At 49.1% G+C, this 24,039-nt stretch carries 20 protein-coding genes; 18 read left to right on the top strand and 2 right to left on the bottom strand.

From position 1 onward, the window contains the following. Positions 1 to 26: 26 nt before the first annotated feature. Positions 27 to 824: a type I methionyl aminopeptidase gene (map, locus tag K0H59_RS14215; RefSeq protein WP_041408815.1), complete on the bottom strand. Its 798-nt coding sequence runs from the start codon at positions 822 to 824 to the stop codon at positions 27 to 29. Positions 825 to 1,132: 308 nt separating this feature from the next. On the opposite strand from map, the gene rpsB reads away from it, so the two are divergent. The 17 genes from rpsB (at position 1,133) to tilS (ending at position 20,966) form a co-directional block, all read left to right on the top strand. Then, positions 1,133 to 1,861, top strand: a complete 729-nt coding sequence (gene rpsB / locus K0H59_RS14210; RefSeq protein ID WP_011071784.1) for a 30S ribosomal protein S2 — start codon at positions 1,133 to 1,135, stop codon at positions 1,859 to 1,861. Between the two features lie 119 nt (positions 1,862 to 1,980). Further along, a complete protein-coding gene (gene tsf, locus K0H59_RS14205) occupies positions 1,981 to 2,832 on the top strand; it encodes a translation elongation factor Ts (RefSeq protein ID WP_011623392.1) in 852 nt (283 codons plus the stop codon). Between the two features lie 70 nt (positions 2,833 to 2,902). After that, positions 2,903 to 3,631: a UMP kinase gene (gene pyrH, locus K0H59_RS14200; RefSeq protein ID WP_011717690.1), complete on the top strand. Its 729-nt coding sequence runs from the start codon at positions 2,903 to 2,905 to the stop codon at positions 3,629 to 3,631. A 30-nt stretch (positions 3,632 to 3,661) separates the two neighbouring features. Further along, positions 3,662 to 4,219: a ribosome recycling factor gene (gene frr / locus K0H59_RS14195; RefSeq protein ID WP_011717689.1), complete on the top strand. Its 558-nt coding sequence runs from the start codon at positions 3,662 to 3,664 to the stop codon at positions 4,217 to 4,219. 82 nt (positions 4,220 to 4,301) lie between these two features. Then, positions 4,302 to 5,129, top strand: coding sequence for a polyprenyl diphosphate synthase (gene uppS / locus K0H59_RS14190; RefSeq protein ID WP_011623389.1), 828 nt, complete (start codon positions 4,302 to 4,304; stop codon positions 5,127 to 5,129). Positions 5,130 to 5,149: 20 nt separating this feature from the next. After that, positions 5,150 to 6,007 (top strand): phosphatidate cytidylyltransferase, encoded by an 858-nt coding sequence (locus tag K0H59_RS14185; RefSeq protein ID WP_220053488.1) that lies wholly within the window; start codon positions 5,150 to 5,152, stop codon positions 6,005 to 6,007. Positions 6,008 to 6,011: 4 nt separating this feature from the next. Further along, positions 6,012 to 7,202 carry a 1-deoxy-D-xylulose-5-phosphate reductoisomerase gene (ispC, locus tag K0H59_RS14180; protein WP_220053487.1) on the top strand — a complete coding sequence of 397 codons (1,191 nt, stop codon included), beginning with the start codon at positions 6,012 to 6,014 and terminating at the stop codon, positions 7,200 to 7,202. 50 nt (positions 7,203 to 7,252) lie between these two features. Continuing rightward, entirely contained in the window at positions 7,253 to 8,623 is a 1,371-nt protein-coding gene (gene rseP / locus K0H59_RS14175) for a sigma E protease regulator RseP (protein ID WP_220053486.1), read from the top strand. A 31-nt stretch (positions 8,624 to 8,654) separates the two neighbouring features. After that, positions 8,655 to 11,135, top strand: coding sequence for an outer membrane protein assembly factor BamA (gene bamA, locus K0H59_RS14170; protein ID WP_220053485.1), 2,481 nt, complete (start codon positions 8,655 to 8,657; stop codon positions 11,133 to 11,135). Positions 11,136 to 11,200: 65 nt separating this feature from the next. Next, positions 11,201 to 11,698 carry an OmpH family outer membrane protein gene (locus K0H59_RS14165; RefSeq protein ID WP_011623384.1) on the top strand — a complete coding sequence of 166 codons (498 nt, stop codon included), beginning with the start codon at positions 11,201 to 11,203 and terminating at the stop codon, positions 11,696 to 11,698. 3 nt (positions 11,699 to 11,701) lie between these two features. After that, on the top strand, positions 11,702 to 12,727 hold the full coding sequence (lpxD, locus tag K0H59_RS14160) for a UDP-3-O-(3-hydroxymyristoyl)glucosamine N-acyltransferase (RefSeq protein WP_220053484.1): 1,026 nt from the start codon (positions 11,702 to 11,704) through the stop codon (positions 12,725 to 12,727). 32 nt (positions 12,728 to 12,759) lie between these two features. Further along, positions 12,760 to 13,224, top strand: coding sequence for a 3-hydroxyacyl-ACP dehydratase FabZ (gene fabZ / locus K0H59_RS14155; protein WP_041412686.1), 465 nt, complete (start codon positions 12,760 to 12,762; stop codon positions 13,222 to 13,224). After that, positions 13,221 to 13,991 carry an acyl-ACP--UDP-N-acetylglucosamine O-acyltransferase gene (gene lpxA / locus K0H59_RS14150; RefSeq protein ID WP_011717682.1) on the top strand — a complete coding sequence of 257 codons (771 nt, stop codon included), beginning with the start codon at positions 13,221 to 13,223 and terminating at the stop codon, positions 13,989 to 13,991. The genes fabZ and lpxA overlap by 4 nt, the downstream gene beginning before the upstream one ends. A gap of 116 nt (positions 13,992 to 14,107) precedes the next feature. After that, positions 14,108 to 15,265: a lipid-A-disaccharide synthase gene (gene lpxB / locus K0H59_RS14145; protein WP_088210649.1), complete on the top strand. Its 1,158-nt coding sequence runs from the start codon at positions 14,108 to 14,110 to the stop codon at positions 15,263 to 15,265. Beyond that, on the top strand, positions 15,265 to 15,894 hold the full coding sequence (rnhB, locus tag K0H59_RS14140; RefSeq protein WP_220053483.1) for a ribonuclease HII: 630 nt from the start codon (positions 15,265 to 15,267) through the stop codon (positions 15,892 to 15,894). The genes lpxB and rnhB overlap by 1 nt, the downstream gene beginning before the upstream one ends. Before the next feature lie 117 nt (positions 15,895 to 16,011). Continuing rightward, positions 16,012 to 19,488 carry a DNA polymerase III subunit alpha gene (gene dnaE / locus K0H59_RS14135; RefSeq protein WP_220053482.1) on the top strand — a complete coding sequence of 1,159 codons (3,477 nt, stop codon included), beginning with the start codon at positions 16,012 to 16,014 and terminating at the stop codon, positions 19,486 to 19,488. A gap of 80 nt (positions 19,489 to 19,568) precedes the next feature. Next, positions 19,569 to 20,966, top strand: coding sequence for a tRNA lysidine(34) synthetase TilS (gene tilS, locus K0H59_RS14130; RefSeq protein WP_220053481.1), 1,398 nt, complete (start codon positions 19,569 to 19,571; stop codon positions 20,964 to 20,966). Positions 20,967 to 21,015: 49 nt separating this feature from the next. On the opposite strand, the gene K0H59_RS14125 is transcribed toward tilS, so the two are convergent. Next, a complete protein-coding gene (locus K0H59_RS14125; protein ID WP_220053480.1) occupies positions 21,016 to 21,906 on the bottom strand; it encodes a GGDEF domain-containing protein in 891 nt (296 codons plus the stop codon). A gap of 170 nt (positions 21,907 to 22,076) precedes the next feature. Between K0H59_RS14125 and K0H59_RS14120 the strand changes: the two genes are divergently transcribed. Further along, positions 22,077 to 24,023: a monovalent cation:proton antiporter family protein gene (locus K0H59_RS14120; protein WP_088210654.1), complete on the top strand. Its 1,947-nt coding sequence runs from the start codon at positions 22,077 to 22,079 to the stop codon at positions 24,021 to 24,023. Positions 24,024 to 24,039: the final 16 nt, after the last annotated feature.

Here is a 24,039-nt window from a genome sequence, read left to right as displayed (position 1 = left end):
GAGTCCTAACGTACTAAGTATGTCGCTTAGTGATTAATGATACGCGGGAAGTCTTCCTCATCACGCAGAGTCAGGACTTCTACACCGGTTTCGGTCACTAATAATGTATGTTCCCATTGGGCAGAGTTTTTACCATCGGAGGTGGTGACAGTCCACTTATCGTCACGGTCTAACACTGTGGTGTGGCGACCGGCGTTGATCATCGGCTCAATGGTAAAACACATGCCTGGGCGTAAAATGGTGTTATCGCCATTACGGTAGTGCATGACTTGCGGCTCTTCATGGAAACCGGCACCAATACCGTGACCACAATAATCTTGCACGATGGAATATTTCTCAAGACCTGTTTTGCTGGCTTTGATGAATTTTTCGATAGTATTGCCGATTTCTCCCAGTTTTAACCCCGGGCGAACCTTACGAATGGCGAGGTATAAACTCTCTTGCGCGATACGGCACAGGCGTTTGTCCTTAGGGCTGACTTCACCGATTAAGAACATTTTAGAGGTATCGCCGTGGTAACCGTCTTTAATGACTGTGATATCGATATTGAGAATATCACCATCCTTGAGAACGCGGTCACTTGGAATACCATGGCAAATCACGTTGTTTAGCGAAGTACAAATCGACTTAGGAAAACCATGGTAGTTGAGCGGGGCAGAAATCGCGCCTTGCTCTTCGGTATATTTGGCGCAGATATCGTTGAGTTCATTAGTGCTCACGCCGGCCTTAACATAGGGGGCGATCATTTCTAATACTTGTGCGGCCAGCTTACCCGCTGCGCGCATTTTCTCGATTTCTTCTGCTGTCTTAATGACTATACTCATTGCGTTTTCTCTTGTGTCTTCGATGTCTATTGGCGCCATCCACCCGATGCAAAAATTTGTGCTTTAGGGCTATTTATGGTATAAAGCGCGCCGTTATGTTTAAGTCTTGCAGGTTGTTTAAGGTTAGCTTTTGCTTATCTTAACCCAAGGCAAGACTAAAGATGGCGGCCATTATACATGGCAATTTATCTAAATACTAAATCACACACGTGTCGACACATTCTTCGGGGTGCCCTCAGCTGTTAACTGCGGGGTCGAAGACATGGGATACGTGGAGGTCTAACCCCCTAAATTTTAAGGTAATAGAAATGACTACAGTTTCAATGCGCGATATGCTCCAGGCCGGTGTCCACTTCGGTCACCAAACCCGTTACTGGAACCCAAAAATGAAGCCATTCATTTTCGGTGCTCGCAACGGCGTTCACATCATCAACCTAGAGCATACTGTGCCAATGTTCAATGAAGCACTGGCTTTCATCAGCAACGTTGCTTCAAAGAAAGGTAAAGTATTATTCGTTGGTACTAAACGTGCTGCTGGCGAAGCGATCAAAGAAGCTGCTATTTCTTGCGATCAGTACTACGTTGATCACCGCTGGTTAGGCGGTATGCTGACTAACTGGAAAACCGTTCGTCAGTCAATCAAGCGTCTGAAAGAACTGGAAAGCCAATCAGTAGACGGTACTTTCGACAAGCTGACCAAGAAAGAAGCGCTGATGCGTACTCGTGAGCTTGAAAAGCTGGAAAAATCTTTAGGCGGTATTAAGAACATGGGCGGCCTGCCAGACGTATTATTCGTTATCGGCGCTGACCACGAGCATATCGCTATTAAAGAAGCTAACAACCTGGGTATCCCTGTTGTTGCAGTTGTTGATACTAACTCTGCTCCAGACGGTGTTAACTACATCGTTCCTGGTAACGACGACGCAATGCGCGCTATTCGCCTGTACACTACTTCTGTTGCTGCAGCTGCTAACGCTGGCCGTGGTCAAGATTTAGCTGTTCAAGCTGAGCAAGACGGTTTCGTAGAAGCCGAATAATAATAAGGCGGGATGAGTTTCATCACCCTTATTAACCAAGATTTTGATTGGTTAACAGGGGCCATTCGGCCCCTGTTTTATATCTGCAAATTAGTCGAATTTTTAGAGAGGATTTAACAATGGCAATTTCTGCTGCCCAAGTTAAAGAACTGCGCGAGCGTACTGGCGCAGGCATGATGGATTGTAAAAAAGCGTTAGAAGAAACCAACGGCGACATGGAGTTAGCAATTGACAACATGCGTAAGTCTGGTGCTGCTAAAGCTGCTAAGAAAGCAGGTAACATCGCTGCTGACGGTACTATCCTGATCAAAAACGGTGAAGGTTTCGCAGTACTGTTAGAAGTAAACTGCCAAACTGACTTCGTTGCTAAAGATGCGAACTTCTTAGGTTTTGCTAACGCTGTTTTAGACGTTGCTGCAGCGTCTAAAGTGTCTTTAGAAGACTTAAAAGCCCAATTCGAAGAAGCCCGTGTTGCTCTGGTTGCTAAAATCGGTGAAAACATCAACGTTCGTCGCGTTGAGTACATCGACGGCACTCAATTAGCTTCTTACCGTCACGGTGAGCGTATTGGTGTTGTAGTTACTGGTGAAGCGGATGAGGAAACTCTGAAGCACCTAGCAATGCACGTTGCTGCTTCTAAGCCAGAATACGTAAATCCAGAAGACGTTCCAGCTGACGTAGTCGCTCGTGAACAAGCTCTGCAAATCGAAATCTCTATGAATGAAGGCAAGCCTGCTGAAATCGCAGAGAAAATGGTTGTTGGTCGTATGAAGAAGTTCACCGGTGAGATCTCTCTGACTGGTCAAGCTTACATCATGGAACCAAAGAAAACTGTTGGCGAATTCTTGAAAGAGAAAGGCGCTAAAGTCACTAACTTCATTCGTTTAGAAGTGGGTGAAGGTATTGAGAAGAAAGAAGAAGATTTCGCAGCTGAAGTTGCTGCTCAAATCGCCGCTTCTAAAAAGGCTTAATCGCCAACGCTAAATACCCCCAAGACCGCAGCAATGGCTGCGGTCTTGTTATGACCAGGATATAAAAATTATGAGCACCAATCCAAAACCTGCATTTAGACGCATTCTTCTAAAATTAAGTGGCGAGGCACTGATGGGCGACGAAGGCTTCGGCATCGACCCTAAAGTGTTAGATCGCATGGCTCAAGAAGTGAAAGAGCTGGTAGAGTTAGGCATTCAGGTGGGTGTGGTCATTGGTGGTGGTAATCTATTTCGCGGTGAAGGCTTAGCAAAAGCTGGCATGAACCGTGTGGTGGGCGATCACATGGGTATGCTGGCAACGGTTATGAACGGCTTGGCCATGCGTGATGCCCTGCACCGTGCCTATGTTAATGCTCGTCTGATGTCGGCAATCCCGTTAAAAGGGGTGTGTGACGACTACAATTGGGCTGAGGCTATCAGCTTATTAAAATCAGGCCGTGTAGTGATTTTTGCTGCGGGTACTGGTAACCCATTCTGCACTACCGATTCTGCGGCTTGCTTACGCGGCATTGAAATCGAAGCAGAAGTCGTGCTAAAAGGCACTAAAGTTGACGGCGTTTATTCTGACGACCCGATGAAAAATCCAGAAGCAGTGAAGTACGATGAATTATCGTACACTGAAGTACTGGACAAAGAATTAAAAGTAATGGACTTAGCAGCCTTTACGATGGCGCGTGATCATGACATGCCAATCCTAGTATTCAACATGAACAAGCCAGGAGCCCTGCGCCGCGTGGTCATGGGTGAAGAAGAAGGCACATTGATCAAAGCGAAATAAGTTATTTAATGACCAAGAAGGACATTTAACGTGATTGCAGATATTAAAAAAGATGCTCAAGAGCGCATGGGTAAATGCGTTGAAGCGACTAAGAACCAAATGGCGAAAGTACGTACTGGTCGTGCACACCCAAGCTTACTGGACTCTATCCAAGTGTCTTACTACGGCACTATGACCCCGCTGAACCAAGTGGCTAACGTGGGTATTGAAGATGCGCGCACCCTGTCTGTGACTGTGTTCGACCGTAGTGCAATCCAAGCGGTTGAGAAAGCAATTATGAGCTCAGACCTTGGCTTAAACCCAATGTCAGCGGGTGCAACCTTACGTATTCCATTACCCGCACTGACTGAAGAACGTCGTAAAGACTTCATCAAAGTGGTTCGTGCAGAAGCCGAAGGTGGCCGTGTGGCGATTCGTAACGTACGCCGTGACGCGATTTCTGAAGTGAAGAAGCTCGAAAAAGCCAAAGAATGTACTGAAGATGATGTTCGCCGCTTTGAAGACGAAGTGCAAAAGTTCACCGATGCTCACATTAAGAAGGTCGATGAGATTTTAGCGGCCAAAGAAATTGAGTTGATGGAAGTCTAATCTCAGGCGCTATAAGCTAGAGTTGCTACGCCGTGTAGGGGTATACTACACGGCGTTTGTCTATTTTAAAGGGTTGTAATAGATGTCATCCACAGTGGAATTTGATCCGCAATCTAGGTCGACTGAGCAGGATGCTTGTGCTCAGACAAGCTTACCGGAGGTATTACCCGAACTCGTTAAACAGTCATTGCCTAAACATGTTGCGATTATTATGGATGGTAATGGACGTTGGGCCCAAACCCAGGGCAAACCACGAGTGATGGGGCATAAAGCCGGCGTAAAGGCGGTGAGACGTGCGGTGAGTGCGGCCAGTCAGTTAGGGATACAATCGCTGACGCTATTTGCGTTTTCCAGCGAGAATTGGCGTAGACCCGATAAAGAAGTCAGCTTGCTGATGGAATTGTTTTTTACCGTGTTACAACGGGAAATTAAGTTACTCGATAAGAACCAAGTCAGATTGAATATCATCGGCGATATCAGCCGTTTTTCTGCGCGTTTACAAAAACAAATTCGTGCCGCAGAAGAAAAAACCGCAGGCAACAGTGGATTGATATTGAATGTAGCGGCCAATTACGGTGGCCGTTGGGACATACTACAAGCTGCGCAAAAGTTAGCTGAAAAGGTGGAAAATGGCGAAATGACCAGCAGTCAGTTCACCGAAGAAGCCTTGAGTGAACATTTGTGCATGCAAAATCAGAGTGAAGTTGATTTAATGATCCGTACGGGTGGGGATTACCGGATCAGCAATTTTGTGCTCTGGCAGGCTGCCTATGCTGAATTGGTGTTTATGGACACCCTTTGGCCTGATTTCGATGAACAGGCTTTTCATGAAGCGATTGCTACTTTTGCCAGTCGCCAGCGCCGTTTTGGTTTGACCGGAAGTCAAATTGATGAGATGCGCGCATTGTAAAACGTCATGAGGGATTTTTTTTGCTAAAACAACGTATAATAACAGCAATTTGGTTAATTCCATTAGTTTTGGGAGCGATCTTTTTACTCCCCGTAGAGTACTTTGCTTGGGCCTTAGTGGCCGTGTTTCTGATCGCCGCTAAGGAGTGGGGCAGGATCATCGATAGTCAATGTGATGTCACTCAATGGAGTTTTACTTGCACCGTCGGTATTTTACTTATCGCGTTGAATTTAATTGTTCCCGCCGACACCATTTGGCTTAGGGGACAAATTCATCCTATCTATCTTGCCGTGATGGCCATCGGTGCGCTGTGGTGGATAGTGTCGCTGCTGTTGGTGGTGACTTACCCTAAGAGCGCCAAACTCTGGCAAAAGAACCCGATGCTAAAGTCCATGTTTGGACAACTCACTCTAGTGCCTTGTTTCGTGGCGCTGATTGCACTCAAATCCATTAGTTCGCAAATATCACCTTACTATGGCGCATCATTGGTATTACTGGTGATGCTGATTGTTTGGGCGGCGGATTCGGGCGCGTATTTTGTCGGTAAAGCCGTCGGCAAGACTAAGCTGATGCCTGCGGTGAGCCCTGCTAAAACTCTAGAGGGTTTATTGGGTGGCCTGATGACGACACTGATTGTTGTCGCTGGCGTGATGTATATTTCGCCTGAGCAGGAATTAGGTTTAGTGGTCGCGGTCACTATTTTCGTGGCGCTGATTTCGGCGCTTGGCGATTTATCCGAGAGTATGTTTAAGCGTGCCGCCTGCATCAAAGACTCGGGCACGATTCTGCCTGGGCATGGTGGCGTGCTCGATCGCATCGACAGCCTCACTGCGGCCCTGCCGGTGTTTACCTTAATCTACATTGCATTTTGGATGTAACGCTATGCAAAATATGGTGATTTTGGGCGCAACTGGGTCGATTGGTGCCAGCACTTTAAGTGTGATTTCGGCTAATCCCGATGCCTATCGTGTTTACGCTTTAGTGGCGAATGCGAGTGTCGATAAGATGCTCGCCCTGTGTTTGACCCATCGCCCCCAAGTCGCCCATATGGTCGATAGTCAGGCCGCATTAGCGCTACAAGCTAAGCTTCCCCCTGAGCTTAATATCCAAGTGAGCAGCGGTGAGGATGAACTCATCGCCTTAGTCACAGCCACCGAAGTGGATACTGTGATGGCCGCTATCGTCGGCGCGGCGGGGCTAGTGCCCACCTTAGCTGCCGTCAAGGCGGGTAAGCGGGTATTGCTTGCCAATAAAGAAGCCTTGGTGATGTCAGGTGAACTCTTTATTGAGGCCACGAAAGCATCGGGCGCCACACTGTTGCCGGTCGATAGTGAGCACAATGCTATTTTTCAATGCTTACCCGAAGAGGTGCAGGCCAATTTAGGCCGCTGTGACTTAGCCGCATCGGGTATTTCCCATATTTTATTGACAGGCTCTGGCGGCCCATTTTTGACCACTGAGCTTGCCAGTCTTGCGTCGATGACGCCTGCACAGGCCTGTAAACATCCAAACTGGTCGATGGGCCCGAAAATTTCAGTCGACTCCGCCACTATGATGAATAAGGGCTTGGAGTTTATTGAAGCGCGTTGGTTGTTTAATACTCAGAAAGACCAATTAAAGGTGGTTATCCATCCGCAGAGCGTTATCCATTCGATGGTGCAATACCGGGATGGCAGCGTGATCGCGCAAATGGGTAACCCGGATATGCGTACACCGATTGCACATTGTATGTCCTATCCACAAAGAATTCGCTCTGGCGTTGAACCTTTGGATTTTTTCAAAGTCGGACAGTTAAGCTTTTGTGAGCCAGACTTTAACCGCTTCCCCTGTTTGGCGTTAGCGATCGCCGCGTGTGCCCAAGGTCAAGAAGCGACTACGGTACTCAATGCCGCTAATGAAATCGCCGTTGAGGCATTTTTACAGGGGCAGATTGGTTTTACACATATCGCCAAGGTGAATGAAGCCTGTTTATCTTCTGTGCCTAAACGGGCGATGACCAGCATCGATGATATTATCGCCCTCGATGCACAAACGCGGATTTATGCCCGCGAACAGTTAGCGAAATTTGCTTAATCCCCATTTGATGAGGGATAAGCGGATTTGACGATGACATAAGGAGTGGAATGTTAGATTTTTTGTGGAACTTAGGTTCTTTTATCGTTGCGCTTGGGCTGCTTATTACCGCCCACGAATACGGCCATTTCTATGTTGCACGCCGCTGTGGCGTGAAGGTTGAACGTTTCTCTATTGGTTTTGGTAAGGCGATTTGGCGCAAAGTGGGTCAAGATGGCACTGAATACGTCATCGCCATGATCCCGTTAGGCGGCTATGTCAAAATGCTCGATGAGCGAGTAGAAGACGTACCCGATGAGTTAAAGGACCAAGCCTTTAACCGTAAAACGGTATGGCAACGGATTGCGATTGTGGCCGCAGGGCCGATTGCAAACTTTATCTTTGCGATTATCGCGCTGTATTTTATGTACTTAATTGGCGTGCCATCGCTTAAGCCTGTGATTACCTCAACCACACCTGGCACGGCAGCGGCGCAAATCCAAGTGAGTGAGCCGATGCAAGTGACGGCGATTTCAGGCCAGCCAGTACGCAATTGGGAAGAAGTGAATTTAGCGCTTGTGGGCCATATTGGCGATGACAGCTTAACCGTCTCCCTCGCGCCGCTAAATGGCTTGCAGGGTTTAGACACTACGGCTCGCACCTACACCCTTGATACCCGCGAGTGGCGTTTCGACCCAGAAAAAGAGTCGCCGATTACGGCGCTGGGGCTGGGCGTGTATCGCCCTGCGATTGAGCCACAAATTGCGCTCATCAGTGAAGGCAGTGCGGCGGCTAAGAGTGAATTGAAAGTCGGTGATACCTTGGTTGCCATCAATGGCCAAAATTACACCGATTGGCAAGCTTTTGTTGACATTATTCAACATTCTGCCAATGTGCCAGTGGAGTTAACTGTGCGCCGTAATGGCGAGCAGTTTGCCATCTCAGTGACACCTGCAAGTGTTAAAAATAGTGATGGCAAAGAGGTTGGTGTACTTGGGGTGAGCCCCGCTCAGGCACAGTGGCCTGAGAATATGCGCCTGCAACTTGAATATGGCCCAATCGAATCTTTTGCTATCGCAGCCGATAAAACATGGCAACTTGTTGCTGTGAGCTTTAAGATGATTGGCAAATTATTTACTGGCGATGTGTCAGTGAAAAACTTAAGTGGACCTATCTCAATCGCACAGGGTGCGGGCAATAGTGCAAACTATGGCTTGGTTTACTTTCTCGGTTTCCTCGCGCTTATCAGTGTCAATTTAGGCATCATTAACCTGCTGCCATTGCCTGTGCTCGATGGGGGACACCTGCTGTATTACTTCGTTGAGGTAATCACTGGTAAACCTGTGTCTGAAAAGGTACAGGAAATAGGATTCAGATTTGGGGCAGCATTGCTGCTGATGTTGATGAGCATCGCGCTCTTCAATGACTTTGCCCGACTCTGAGCAAGGACAGACTAATAATTAGAAGTGCTCTATGAGATTGAATAAACTTTTTGCCTCGATGTTATTCGTCGGTGCGTCGTTTTCAGGGACTGTGTTGGCGGATACGTTCCAACCCTTTGAAGTGACCGACATCCAAGTTGAAGGTTTGCAGCGAGTCGCACTGGGTGCTGCCTTGTTAAGCTTACCAGTGAAAGTGGGTGACACTGTTGACCAGTTAAAAATTCAACAAGCCATTAAAAGCCTGTATGCATCGACTAACTTTGAGAACATCTCAGTTAGTCATGATGGCGGGGTGTTGATTGTCAAAGTCACTGAGCGACCAACGATCAGCGCCGTGACCTTTGAAGGCAACAAAGACATTAAAGATGAGCAGTTACAGGAAAGTCTGGACGGCTCAGGCGTGAAAGTCGGAGAGTCCTTAGACCGTACTATGCTGACGGGCATCGAGAAGGGATTACAAGACTTCTACTACGGTGTGGGTAAATACGGTGCGAAAGTCGAAGCGCAGGTGATTAACTTGCCCCGTAACCGTGTCGAACTCAAATTCAAGTTCACCGAAGGTTTAGCGGCTGAAATTCGCCAAATTAACGTGGTTGGTAACAAAGAGTTCACCGATGCTGAGCTTATCGGCATGTTAGAGCTTAAAGACTACGTGGCCTGGTGGGATCTGTTCGGTGAGCGTCGCTACCAGAAGCAAAAGCTGCAAGCTGACCTTGAAACCATTAAAACCTATTACCACAACAAGGGTTATATTCGCTTTGAAGTCACCTCGACTCAAGTGGCGATGACGCCTGACCGTAAAGGTTTGTATATCACCATCAACGTCAACGAAGGTGAGAAGTACAAGGTTAAAGACGTTAACCTCACTGGCGACTTAATGGGCCGTGAAGAGTTAATGAAATCGATTCTGCCAATTAAGGCGGGCGATATGTACAACGGCGGTGATGTGACCTTCACCGAAGAGATGTACAGCAAATACTTAGGTCGTTTTGGTTATGCGTATCCTGAAGTGAAAACCTACCCTGAAATTGATGATAAGACCAAGGAAGTGACCTTAAACATCAATATCAAACCGGGTAAACGTGTGTATGTCCGTTCGGTTAACTTCACCGGTAACACAGTGACTAAAGACGAAGTGATGCGCCGCGAGCTGCGTCAGATGGAAGGTGCTTGGTTAAACTCGGCGCAGGTTGAGCAATCAAAAGCCCGTCTAAACCGTTTAGGCTTCTTCGAGACCGTCGACACTGAAACCATTCAAGTGCCGGGTACCGACGATTTAGTCGATGTGGCTGTTAAGGTTAAAGAGCAACCATCGGGCTCATTTAACGCCGGTGTGGGTTATGGTACTGAATCGGGCTTAAGTCTGCAGTTTGGTGTGCAGCAAAATAACTTCCTCGGTACGGGTAACCAAGCGGGCGTGAGTTTAAGCACTAACAAGTATTCTAAGAACGTTAACTTATCTTACACCGATCCTTATTGGACCAAAGATGGTGTGAGCTTAGGCGGCAGCGTTTACTGGAACGAGTTTGATGCGAACGAGGCTAACCTTGAACGCTATAAAAACAGCTCCTACGGTGTGGCATTAAACTCAGGCTTCCCAATTAACGAATACAACCGTATCAACGGTGGTATTGGCTATCGTCATAACACGATTTCAGAAATCTCTGCCTACGAACAGGCACTGCGTTTCTACAATATCTACCGTGACGATGATCCTAATGCCGATTTAAGCTTCGACAACTTCGAGCTCAGCTTAGGCTGGTACCGCAGCACCTTAAACCGTGGCACCTTCCCAACGGACGGTTCGTCACAGCGTTTAAGCGGTAAGATGACTGTACCTGGCTCGGATCTGCAGTACTTTAAGACGGACTTCGACACTAACTATTATTTCCCTATCACTCGCAGCCACAGTTTTGTGCTGTTAGCGCGTGGTCGTTTAGGTTATGGCAACGGTTACGGTCAATTTAATGATAATGACCAAATCCTGCCATTCTGGGAAAACTATTACTCGGGCGGTAGTACCTCACTACGCGGCTTTAAGTCTAACTCGGTCGGTCCTCGTTCATTCTATCTCTTCCGTGGTAGTGAGCCTTGTGCGCCGGATCCATCGGGTGACGGTTGTAGCTTACCGGGCGATCCAAACAGTATTCAGGTCAGTTCTGGTCGTTCAATCGGTGGTAACGCGATTGCAACCGCCAGTATGGAGCTGATTGTACCAACACCATTCTTGGATGAGGCCTACACTAACTCTGTTCGTACCAGCTTCTTCGTCGATGCGGGTAACGTATGGGATACTGAGTTCGATTTCGCTAAGTATCAAACGCTGCCAGCGGAAGAGTTTGATAAGCTGCAGGACTACAGTGATCCAGGTCGTATCAGAGCCTCTTGGGGTCTAAGCTTACAGTGGCTGTCTCCTATGGGACCAATGGTATTCAGCTTGGCATGGCCGATTAAAGAATACGAAGGCGATCAAACAGAGATCTTCTCGTTCAATATTGGCAAAACTTTTTAAAAGGCATACACTCGGCAGGTTTTGCTGAATATAACAAAGGTAACAAGGAGTCTATTTTGAACAAGATGGTAAACCGTGCCCTGGTGACGTTGGCTTTATTAGGTGCACCTTTAGCGGCGCAGGCAGAAAATATTGCTGTTGTTGATATGGGCGCTGTGTTTGAGCAGTTACCTCAACGTGAGCAAATCTCCCAATCTCTAAAATCAGAGTTTGGTGATCGCATGGCTGAAGTTCAGAAAATGCAAGAAGAAATGCGCTCTCTGATGGAGAAGCAGCAACGTGACGGCGCGTTAATGAATGACACGCAAAAAACTGAGCTGGTTCGTAAAATGGAAGCGTTAAAATCTGAATATCAGCTAAAAGGTAAAGCGTTGGATGAAGACTTACGTCGTCGCCAAGGTGAAGAGCAAAACAAACTGTTAGTTAAGGTTCAAAAAGCCATTAACACTATCGCTGAAAAAGAAAAATACGATTTAGTTTTACAGCGCGGTGCTGTCATTTATGTTAAGCCAAATGCTGACATCAGTGGCAAAGTGGTTGAAGCCTTAAGCAAAGGCAAGTAATTAATGAAAAGTGTGACTTTAAAAGAGCTAAGCCTGTTATTAGATGGCGTTGTCCAAGGTGATGAAACGTTAGTGATCAACAGCGTTGCGACCCTTGAGCATGCCCAATCGGGTCAAATCTCTTTTTTAGCCAACAGCAAATACCGTGCTCAGCTTGAGTCAACTCAAGCGAGCGCGGTGTTATTGTCGGCTAAAGACGCGCAGGACTATTCAGGCACTGCGTTAGTCGTTAAAGACCCCTATGTGGGGTTTGCCCGTGTGGCACAGTTTTTAGATACCACGCCCAAGGCGGCCCTAGGTATCCATCCCTCGGCACAAATCGACTCTTCTGCCCAGTTAGGCGAAGGTGTAGCGATTGGTGCCAATGTGGTGATCGGCGCGAATGTGATCCTCGGCGAAAACGTGCAGATTGGTGCGGGCTCTGTGATTGGTCAAGACTCTATCGTAGGCTCTAATACGCGTCTGTGGGCCAATGTGACCCTCTATCATAACGTTCATTTAGGCCAAGATTGTATTATCCATTCCGGCGCCATTATTGGCTCCGACGGTTTCGGTTACGCCAACGAGCGTGGACAATGGATTAAAATTCCACAAACCGGTGGTGTACGCATTGGCGATCGCGTCGAAATCGGTGCGAACTCAACCATCGACCGTGGGGCTTTAGGTCATACCGAGATCCATAACGGTGTGATCATCGACAACCAAGTACAGGTTGCCCATAACGATATAATTGGTGAAAATACCGCGATCGCTGGCAGCACGACCATTGCTGGCAGTGTAACCATTGGTAAACATTGTATTATTGGTGGTAACTGCGCGATTGCAGGCCACTTGACCATTGCCGACGGTGTCCATCTTTCTGGCGCGACAAACGTTACAGGTAACATGCGTGAGCCTGGTTTGTATTCTTCTGCGACAGTGGCAATGGAAAACAAAGTGTGGCGTAAAAATACAGTTCGCTTCCGTCAATTGGATGAACTGTTTCAACGTGTGAAAACGTTGGAAAAGAATTCAAATACACCAGAGTAATTGCCCCAAGGCAATTTTGAGGAACTAGGTTCGTGTCTAATCAAATGAACACTATGGATATTACGGAGATCCTTAAGTATCTACCCCATAGATATCCATTTTTATTAATCGATCGCGTTTTGGATTACACCCCAGGTGAGAGTCTCCATGCGATTAAAAACGTGACGATTAATGAACCCTTTTTCCAGGGACATTTCCCTGTTCAGCCTGTGATGCCCGGCGTGCTGATTTTAGAAGCTATGGCACAGGCCACTGGTCTGCTCGCGTTTAAGACCATGAGTGACGATGTACCGCCTCCTGGTGTGTTGTACTATTTTGCTGGTATCGATAATGCACGTTTTAGACGTGTGGTTGAGCCTGGCGACCAAATCCATTTTGAAGTCAAAATGATTAAAGAGCGCCGCGGGATTGGCGTTTTCTATGGTGAGGCCAAAGTGGATGGTGAAGTGGTTTGTTCCGCTGAAATCATGTGTGCCCGCAGAGAGATTAATCAGTGATAGATACATTAGCGTTTGTGCATCCCGATGCAAAAATTGGTAAAAACGTCACCATAGGCCCATGGAGTTATGTGGGCGCGGGTGTCGAGATTGGCGACGATTGTTGGTTAAGCTCCCACGTAGTGGTGAAGGGGCCAACCATTATCGGTAAAGGCAACCGTATTTTCCAATTCGCCTCCGTGGGTGAAGAATGCCAAGATAAGAAATACGCTGGCGAGCCGACTCGACTCATTATTGGCGATAACAACGTTATCCGTGAACATGTGACCATTCACCGTGGTACGGTTCAAGATAATAGCGAAACTCGTATCGGCTCTAATAACCTGTTTATGAACTACGTGCATATCGCCCATGACTGTGTGGTCGGTAATAACGTGATTATGGCTAACAATGCCTCTATCGCAGGCCATGTGCATGTGGGTGACTGGGCGATTCTCGGTGGTATGACTGGGGTTCACCAGTTTGTGCATATCGGTGCCCACGCCTTTACCGCGGGTTGTTCGTTATTGCTACAGGATGTGCCACCCTTTGTGATGGCGGCGGGACAACCTGCCATTCCTCGAGGCTTAAACAGCGAAGGTATGAAGCGCCGTGGTTTCTCAAAGGAGAGCCAATTAGCGGTACGCCGTGCCTATAAAACCTTATATCGCAGCAGTTTAACTGTTGATGAAGCGATTGAAGCGCTTGCCGAAGATGCGCAGAACGATGAGCAAGTTAAGTCGTTCATTGAGTTTGTTAAATCATCGGGTCGCGGCATTATTCGTTAAGAGTCCTAGACTCTACACTATGCCATTCATAGGCACTGCTCGTAATATTCTGCTTTAGACAATGCCATGGCAGAGATACGCTGCGGTGCCATTCACTTGTCAGATATGATTGGTTTATGAGCAAAAAATCTCAATTAGTGTTTGCAATGGTCGCCGGAGAACTCTCCGGCGATATTTTAGGTGCAGGTTTAATGGCTGCACTGCAAAAAACACACCCCAACGCCCGTTTTGTCGGTATTGGTGGACCTCGAATGGAAGCCCTAGGCTTCGAATCTCTGTTCGCGATGGAAGAGTTAGCCGTGATGGGGATAGTCGAAGTGCTATCACGCTTGCCACGCTTACTCCACGTGCGCTCATCCCTAATTAAGTCCATCACCGAGCTTAAGCCCGATTGTTTTATTGGTATCGATGCACCGGATTTTAATATTGGTCTTGAGCTTAAGTTAAAGGCGCAGGGAATTAAAACCGTTCACTACGTGAGCCCTTCGGTATGGGCATGGCGCCCTAAGCGTATTTTTAAAATCGCTAAGGCCACCAATATGGTGCTGTCGTTATTGCCCTTTGAGAAGGCCTTTTACGATAAGCATCAGGTGCCTTGTACCTTTGTTGGCCATACCTTGGCTGACGATATTCCGTTAGAGAGTGATAAAGCGAGCGCCCGTCAACTGCTTGAGCTCGATCCTGATGCCGAATACCTCGCGATTTTACCCGGCTCACGCGGCGGTGAATTAAAGCAATTGGCCGAGCCTTTTGTGAAGGCTGCGCTACTTATCAAGCAGCAATTTCCCGATATTCGCTTTGTGACGCCTTTAGTGAACCAAAAGCGCCGTGAGCAGTTTGAGCAAGCATTAAAAGCGCATGCACCGGATCTGGAAATCCACATGGTGGAAGGCAAGTCCCGTGAGGTGATGGCCGCCGCCGATGGCATTTTACTGGCGTCGGGCACGGCAACACTTGAGGCCATGCTGATCAAACGTCCTATGGTGGTGGCGTATCGCGTGAGTCCGCTGACCTATCAGATAGCGAAAACTATGATGCAAGTGAACCGTTTCTCCCTGCCGAATCTGTTAGCGGGACGAGATGTAGTGCCAGAGCTTATCCAGCACGACTGCACCCCAGAAAAGATTGCCGCTGCGGTTGGCGTTGAGCTGAACCGCGACTTTGCGCCAATCAAAGCCGAGTTTGAGCGTTTACATCACATGCTGCGCTGTGATGCCAGTCAAAAAGCGGCAGAGGCGGTGCTTGCACTCGTCGATGCTAAGGATGTGAACTAATGGCGGTATTTAAGACGTTGACCGACGCCGATATTGCCACCTTCTTAACAGGTTTAGTGGCGGGGGTGGATGAAGTTGGCCGTGGCCCACTTGTTGGCGATGTGGTCACCGCTGCGGTGATCCTCGACCCCAATCGTCCCATTGCTGGCTTAAATGATTCTAAAAAGCTTACCGAGAAGCGCCGCGAGGCCTTGTTCGATGAGATTTGTGAAAAAGCCTTGAGTTATCATGTGGGGCGGGCCAGTCCTTTGGAAATCGATGAGCTGAATATCCTCCATGCCACAATGCTTGCGATGCAGCGTGCGGTAGCGGGGCTTACACGTGCGCCCGAGTTAGTTTTAGTCGATGGTAATCGCAGCCCGGCGTTTACGCATCAGGGGCTGACTCTGACCAGTCATAGCATAGTCAAAGGTGATGGCCTGATTGCGAGTATCAGTGCGGCGTCGATTATTGCCAAAGTCACCCGCGATCGGGAGATGGATGCCCTCGATGCCGCTTACCCCCAGTATGGATTTGCTAAGCATAAGGGGTATCCGACTAAGGCGCATTTTGACGCCATCGCCGAGCACGGCGTGTTCGACCAATATCGTAAAAGTTTCAAACCCGTCAAGGCATTACTGGAGCGTTAACACCGATTGAGTGTTTTCACTTCAGCTTGAGAGCAAAGTCACTAGCCCAAGGGCTGTGACTTTGTTAGTCTGCTTTTTTAGTGATTGTTAACCTGCTATTCAAAGATAATTCTAATTATGTCCGATCCTCGTTTTGTGCATCTTCGTGTCCACAGTGACTTTTCTATGTCCGATGGTGTGGCTAAGGTCAAACCCATCCTCGCCCAAGTTGAGGCGAAGGGCATGGCCGCTGTGGCCTTAACGGATCAAAACAACCTCTGTGGTCTGGTCAAGTTTTATGGTGGCTGCCACGGGGCGGGGATCAAGCCGATTATCGGCGCGGACTTTTGGATGCAAGTGCCGGGATTTGATGGTGAGTTTTGTGCCTTAACCATTATTGCGATGAATAATGATGGCTATCAAAACCTCACTCAAATCATCAGCCAAGCCTATTTACGTGGCCATGTTCAAGGGCGCGTGGTGATTGACCAAGAGTGGCTGGTCACCTACAACGAAGGCATTTTGCTGCTATCTGGCGGTCGGGAAGGAGACGTAGGTAAGGCGCTGCTTAAGGGCAACAATACCCAAGTTGAGTCCTTATGCGAGTTTTATCAGCAGCATTTTGAAGGGCGTTATTACCTCGAGTTATTGCGTACGGGGCGCACCGATGAGGAGCGTTACCTGCATATGGCGGTGGGACTGGCGCAGGAAAAGGGCATCCCAGTGGTGGCCACCAATCAGGTGGTGTTTTTAAAACCCGAAGACTTTGAATCCCATGAGATCCGTGTGGCGATTCACGATGGTTTTACGCTTGCCGATCCCCGCCGTCCTAAAAAATACAGTGAGCAGCAGTATCTTCGTAGCGAAGAGGAAATGTGCGAGCTGTTTGCCGACATTCCTGCCGCGCTTGAAAATACCGTTGAAATTGCCAAGCGCTGCAACGTTACCATCCGCTTATACGAATACTTCTTACCTAACTTCCCCACCGGCGATATGTCGATTGAGGATTATCTGGTTGATTGCTCTAAGAAGGGGCTTGAAGAGCGTTTAGAGTTCTTATTCCCCGATCCACAAGTGCGCGCCGAGCGCCGCGGTGAATATGACGAGCGTCTCGATGTGGAGCTTAAGGTTATCAACCAGATGGGCTTCCCCGGTTACTTCCTTATCGTGATGGAGTTTATCCAGTGGGGTAAGGATAACGGCATTCCCGTGGGGCCAGGCCGTGGCTCGGGTGCGGGCTCGCTTGTGGCCTATGCCCTTAAAATTACCGACTTAGACCCCCTCGAATTCGACCTACTGTTCGAACGATTCCTCAACCCAGAGCGGGTATCTATGCCTGACTTCGACGTCGACTTCTGTATGGATAGACGCGATGAGGTAATTGACCATGTGGCCGAACTCTACGGCCGTGAGGCGGTATCGCAGATCATTACCTTCGGTACCATGGCGGCCAAGGCGGTTATCCGCGACGTGGGTCGTGTGCTTGGCCATCCCTATGGCTTTGTGGACCGTATTTCTAAGTTGATTCCGCCAGAGCCAGGCATGACGCTCGCCAAGGCCTTTGAGGTCGAGCCTGCGCTGCAGGAATCCTACGATGCCGATGAGGATGTGAAAGATCTTATCGACATGTGCCGTAAGCTCGAGGGTGTGACCCGTAACGCCGGTAAGCACGCGGGGGGCGTGGTGATTGCGCCCACCAAGATCACCGACTTCTCGCCGCTTTACTGTGACGCCGAAGGTAAAAACCCGGTAACCCAGTTCGATAAGAACGACGTGGAAACCGCTGGCTTAGTCAAATTCGACTTCTTGGGATTAAGAACCCTCACCATCGTCGACTGGGCGCTGGAGATGATCAACAAGGTGGAGGTTAAAAACGGCCGTCCACCGGTGCGGATTGAGGCGATTCCCCTAGACGATCCGGCTTCGTTCCGCTTGCTGCAACGCTATGAAACCACTGCGGTATTCCAGCTGGAATCCCGTGGTATGAAGGATTTGATTAAGCGTCTTCAACCTGACTGCTTCGAAGATATGATCGCACTCGTGGCACTGTTCCGCCCAGGCCCTCTGCAATCGGGCATGGTGGATAACTTTATCGAGCGTAAGCATGGTCGTGAAGAAGTGTCCTACCCCGATTCTCAATATCAGCATGAATCCTTGAAGGAGCTGTTGTCGCCCACCTACGGCATTATTTTGTACCAAGAGCAGGTGATGCAGATTGCGCAGGTACTATCGGGTTATACCTTAGGCGGCGCGGACATGCTGCGCCGCGCTATGGGTAAGAAAAAGCCCGAGGAGATGGCCAAACAGCGCGGTACCTTTAAGGAAGGGGCGATTAAGAACGGCGTCGATGGCGAGTTGGCGATGAAAATCTTCGACTTAGTGGAAAAGTTTGCCGGCTACGGCTTTAACAAATCCCACTCCGCCGCGTACGCGCTCGTGTCCTATCAAACGCTGTGGCTCAAGACTCACTTCCCGTCGCAGTTTATGGCGGCAGTAATGTCCGCCGATATGGACAACACAGATAAAATCGTCACCCTAGTGGATGAATGTGAGCGCATGGGACTCACTATTATTCCGCCGGATGTGAACAAAGGTCTGTTTAAGTTTACCGTCGATGATGAGCTGCGTATCGTCTACGGCATTGGCGCGATCAAAGGTGTGGGTGAGGGGCCGGTTGAGTCGATTTTAGAGGCACGTAAAGATGGCCCCTTTAAAGATTTATTCGACTTTTGCGCCCGTATCGATCTTAAAAAGCTTAACAAGCGGGTGATTGAAAAGCTTATCTGCGCTGGCGCCTTAGATGCGCTTGGGCCGCACCGCGCCTCTATGATGGCCACTTTGCCCGAGGCGATAAGCGCCGCCGATCAGCACGCTAAGGCCGAGGCCATTGGCCAGCATGATATGTTTGGTCTGCTTAATAGCGACCCTGAAGACAGCAAGCAGCAGTTTGTCGAATGTACCCCGTGGCCCGATAAAATTTGGCTCGAAGGGGAGCGCGAGACCTTAGGTCTGTATTTAACCGGTCACCCGATTAATCAATATCTTAAAGAGCTTAAGCATTACACTTCTGGGCGCTTAAAGGACGTGCATCCAACCGATCGCGGCAAAACGGTGAAGGCGGCGGGTCTTGTGGTAGCAACCCGGGTGATGCTCACTAAGCGTGGCTCAAAAATGGGTCTGCTGACGCTAGATGACAAGAGTGCACGCCTCGAGGTGATGCTCTTTACCGAAGCCTTTGAGAAGTTTAACCATCTGCTCGAGAAGGACAGGATCCTGATCTGCGAAGGTGAAGTAAGCTTCGATGATTTTGCCGGTGGCAACCGCATGACGGCGCGTAATATTATCGATATCAGCGAGGCGCGTAGCCACTTTGCCAGCGCCTTAGAAATCGATTTAGACGCCTCGCAGCTAACGCCAAGCGTGCTCGAAAGTATCGAGCAGTCAATCAGCCCGTGGCGTAATGGTGCCGTGCCCGTGGTGATTAACTACAGTCAAGCCCAGGCCAAAGGCCAATTTAGGTTGGCGGAAAATTGGCGAGTCAACCCCAGTGATGAATTGGTGTTTGCCCTTGAGAACCTGCTTGGGCCAAATAAGGTGCGGATCCTGTTCCCCTAATCGATAACCTGACAAAGACTTGGGGGTGGCTGGGGGATAATTGAAAGTCAGCGAGTGATGGATTTTATAGGGTGAGTGCAATGGCGGCGATGGAACTTTGTGCCCATATAGCGCGATTTTTAGCGAGCTTACCGCTGCAAGCGGGGAGCAAGTTAGTCCTCGCTTACAGCGGCGGCGTCGATTCCGAAGTGCTCGCCTACGGTTTGAGTGAATTCGCTAAACATCACCCCGAGTTACATTATCAGCTAATTTATGTGCACCATGGCTTGAGCCCTAATGCCGACGCTTGGGCCGTGCACTGCCAAACTCGCGCCGCCAACTATGGTTTGCCAATCAGAGTCGAGCGAGTACAACTCACCTTAGGGCCGAGAGTGAGTGTTGAAGCCGAGGCGCGAAAAATGCGTTATCAGGCGATATTGCAGCACCTCAAGCCTCAGGATGTACTGCTGACCGCCCACCATGAAGATGACCAACTCGAGACGATTCTACTCGCCCTCAAACGCGGTCAGGGCCCCAAAGGATTAGCCGCCATGGGGCCAATCCAAATGCTCCCACTCGGCGAGAAGGGAGCTTGCCTGCAAGTGCGTCCCTTGCTCGATATTAGCCGTGAGCAGATTGAAGCTTTCGCCCAAACCCGGCAGCTAGTGCATATCGAAGATGAAAGTAATCAAGACGATAAATACGATCGTAACTTTTTACGCCTCGAGATTATCCCACGCCTAAAAGCACGTTGGCCCAGTATCGCCACCACTGCAAGTCGCAGCGCTCAGCTTTGCGCCGAGCAGCAGGCCATAGTGGATGCCGAGGTGAGTGAGCGTTTACCTAAGCTGTTAACCGAGGCGCACTTTACCCAGCAAACCGTGCTTAAGCTTGATGAACTGGCTGCACAAACCAGTGAATGGCAGGGATTACTGCTGCGGGGCTTTATCGAATCCCAAGGCTTTACATTGCCTTCCTATGTGCAGTTACTGCAAATCCTGCAGCAGTTTATGGGGGCAAAAGAGGATGCCAAAGTACAGATCCAGATTGGTGACTGTGTGCTGCGCCGCTTTGCCGGCATGCTTTATCTGGATACGGTAAACACTGCATCCGCCGCGCCGCGCATCACTGCGCGCAAACTGCATCAAGATATTCTGGCTTTACTCACTCAAGCATCAACAAGGCTTGAAGATAAGATTGCGCCATTTTCCTTAATTACCACGGGTCCTCGGCTGCGTTTACCCAAGGCGGATGAGGTGGTGAGCCTGCGTTATCAGTTACCGGGACAATTCCGCTGTCAGCCGCATTTTCGCGATAAGGGACGCGAGCTTAAAAAACTCTGGCAAGAATGCGCTGTGCCGCCATGGCTACGTGCTGATGTAGGGTTCTTGTTCTATAACGAGCGTTTAGTGATGGCGCTAGGACTCTGGGTCGAAAAGGCATTTTGTGCCCAAGGGAGTGATGTAGGGCTTAAGTTTGATGGGCAAGCAATCGGATAGCAAAGTCTATTTGCCATGCTTTATTGCTGTGAGCAGCATCCATGCTCGATTAAGACAGTTGAGTTGGGCTTAACTTGTAGCAATTACGGCCCGAGGCTTTGGCTTGATACAAGGTTTTATCAGCCTGCTCATAGAGTTGTTCGGCTTCCATGGTATCGCTCGCCTCAGCCGCACCTAGGCTACTGCTTACGCCAAATTGATGGAAACTCGCATGGGCATTGGTCGCTGTGACGATACGTTCGCACAGTAAACCCGCCGCATGAATATTGCCTTGCACTATCACCACAAACTCGTCGCCTCCGATACGGAAGGCCTGATCGGTACTGCGGATACTGCTGCGGATAATGTCTCCAAACTCCTTCAAAATATAATCACCACATTTGTGACCATACCTATCGTTAAGCTGCTTAAAATTATCCAAATCCAATACGATAAGTGATACCGCACCCTGTTTTCTGTGGGCTCTGGCCACCGCATTTTTCAAACTTTGAGTGTAATAATGACGATTGCCAAGGCCGGTGAGGGAATCGAACATCGCCTGCATCGACATCTCTTGATACTGCATGGCATTTAATAATGGTTGCAGCAGTAAGGGCTCAATCTCTTGCAGGATAATGGTTTGCGAAGGTGTGAGCGGCGTCAGCAGTTGATACTGCAGTGTAAGTGGGGTGCCGCCACAGATGATCTGTCGTTTCAGACTGATCCCATAACGTTTGCCCCAGCTTAATTTTTGTTGCTCGGCTTGCAGGCGAACACCTTGGACGGGCAAATGTTGTCCTAGCACTTTGCCGTAGCAGGCAAAGACGGTCCGCGGATCTAGGCTGGCATGCAGTTGCTGGATCACTTGAACTAAATCCAATGACGACGTTGTTGGGCTATACGCCTCTGTTTGATAGTTATAATCGTCTGGATACAAGGTTGTCGCTAAGCCAAAGTCCATTATGTTTACCCCAGCAAATGAAATGGCAATTGGAACTATTGTCCATATTAAGCAATATATGTGCCGTGTTGTTTGCTAATAAAATTTGTCTTTGTATGTCACTCAGTTAAGCTTAAAGCGCACTCCCTTATTTTTGACACGCCAGTTATTTGACAGGAGTTATCGAGCCTATGGAGCATGGTTTCTTGATCCAAGTTCTCCTTATGTTGCTGATCGCCATCGTCGCGATTGCCTTGCTGCGGCGTATCGGCTTGCCGGTGATTTTGGCGTATTTATTAACCGGAGTGGTAAGTGGGCCCAGTGGATTCCACTGGTTTACCCAGCAGCAAATGCAGTCCGTCGCCGAACTTGGGGTTGTGCTCTTGATGTTTACGCTGGGACTCGAGTTTTCGGTGCCAAGATTGTGGGCCATGCGCAGAACCGTATTTGGATTAGGTAGCGCGCAGGTAATTGTCACCACAGTACTCACTATGTTGGTTGCCTTAGCCTGTGGCTTGAATGGCATAGAATCTTTAGTCATAGGCGCGGCAATTGCACTTTCTTCCACCGCAATTGTGCTCAAACTGCTCAACGAGCAGGGCTGGCTTAGGCGCCGCCATGGCGAGCTGTCGGTCAGTGTGTTGTTATTTCAGGATTTAGCCGTCGTTCCTCTGCTTATTTTGCTGCCATTACTCGGGCAGAATGATGAGCCCTTGATGTTAGCGGCAATCGTCTTGGCGCTACTAAAGGGGATTCTTGCTTTCTTCTTGCTAATGGCCTTAGGTAAATGGGCTTTGCCTCGACTGTTTGATGAGGTGGCTCGTTCCCGCTCTAATGAACTCTTTGTACTCTCGACGCTCGTGGTGGCTTTAGTTACGGGGGCCTTTACCCAGTGGTTAGGCTTGTCGATGGCGCTCGGCGCCTTTATGGCGGGAATGTTGCTCGGTGAGAGTCAGTACCGCCGCCAGCTAGAGGCGGATATTCGGCCGTTTCGCGATTTACTCATGGGGCTGTTTTTTATCTCCATCGGCATGATGCTCGATTTCGCACTGGTGATGCAATTCTGGTGGCAGATTTTACTGATCTTGCTCGCCGTTGTGGTTGGCAAAGCGCTGATTGTCCATAGTTTATTGCGACTGGTCGGCGAGCCGTTTCGGATTGCTATCAGCACGGCTTTGAGTCTGGCTCAGGTCGGCGAATTCAGTTTTGTGGTATTAGCCCTGGCGGTCAGTTATGGGTTATTGAGCAATCAGCTCAGCACTATGCTGGTGATGGTTGCGGTATTGTCGATGAGCATTGCCCCTTGGTTGGTGCGCCATAGCGTGGATATTGCCAAGTGGCTGTTAGGGATCCGCCAGTCGGGGCATGTGGATGAAGTGGTGCCGATTATTACCGAGGATCACGATCTGGTGGTGATTTTAGGTTATGGCCGCGTTGGCCAAACCATAGCCCGGTTTTTAAAGACAGAAGCCGTGCCCTATTTAGTACTCGATCTTGACCCCACGCGGGTATCTGAGGCGCGCCGGGCAGGGGAGCCGATTTATTTTGGCGATGTGTGTAAGCGGGCGATCCTTAAGCAAGTAGGGATTAAACACGCCAAAATGATCGTTATTACCTTCTGCGAGACCCGCAGTTTAGAAGAAGCCTTACCCCTGTGTAAGCAATTGGCGCCAGACGCTAAAATCCTCGTCAGAACCCGCGATGACAGTGAGTTAGACATGCTGCAAAAGGCGGGGGCGAATCAGGTGATCCCCGAAACCTTAGAGGGCAGTTTGATGTTGGTCTCGCAGGTGCTGCATCAATGCGGTGTACCGTTGGCGCGGATCCTTAAGCGGTTGGAGTCGGAGCGGCGCAACCATTATCAATTTTTACACGGTTTCTTTTCCGGTACCGAAACCGACTTTACCTTAGAGTCGCTCCACGCCGTGCTGTTACACCGCGGCGCGGATGCCGTGGGTAAGCAAGTGGCGGATATTGACTGGGAGCTGCTACGGGTAGAGTTAAGAGCCATCCGCCGCAGTGGCGCCGAAGTTGAACATCCTGCGCAGGATTGGGTCTTTCGCGCGGGTGATATTTTACTGATTGTGGGTAAGCCCAGAAGGCTTGAAAAAGCCGAGGCTAAGCTATTGCATGGATAGCTGTATGGTTGCTTAG

Source organism: Shewanella sp. FJAT-51649 (assembly GCF_019457435.1).
Classification (GTDB): Bacteria; Pseudomonadota; Gammaproteobacteria; order Enterobacterales; family Shewanellaceae; genus Shewanella; species Shewanella mangrovisoli.
Note: the sequence above shows the minus strand (reverse complement) of the source record. Positions and strands in the feature narration are given on the sequence as shown.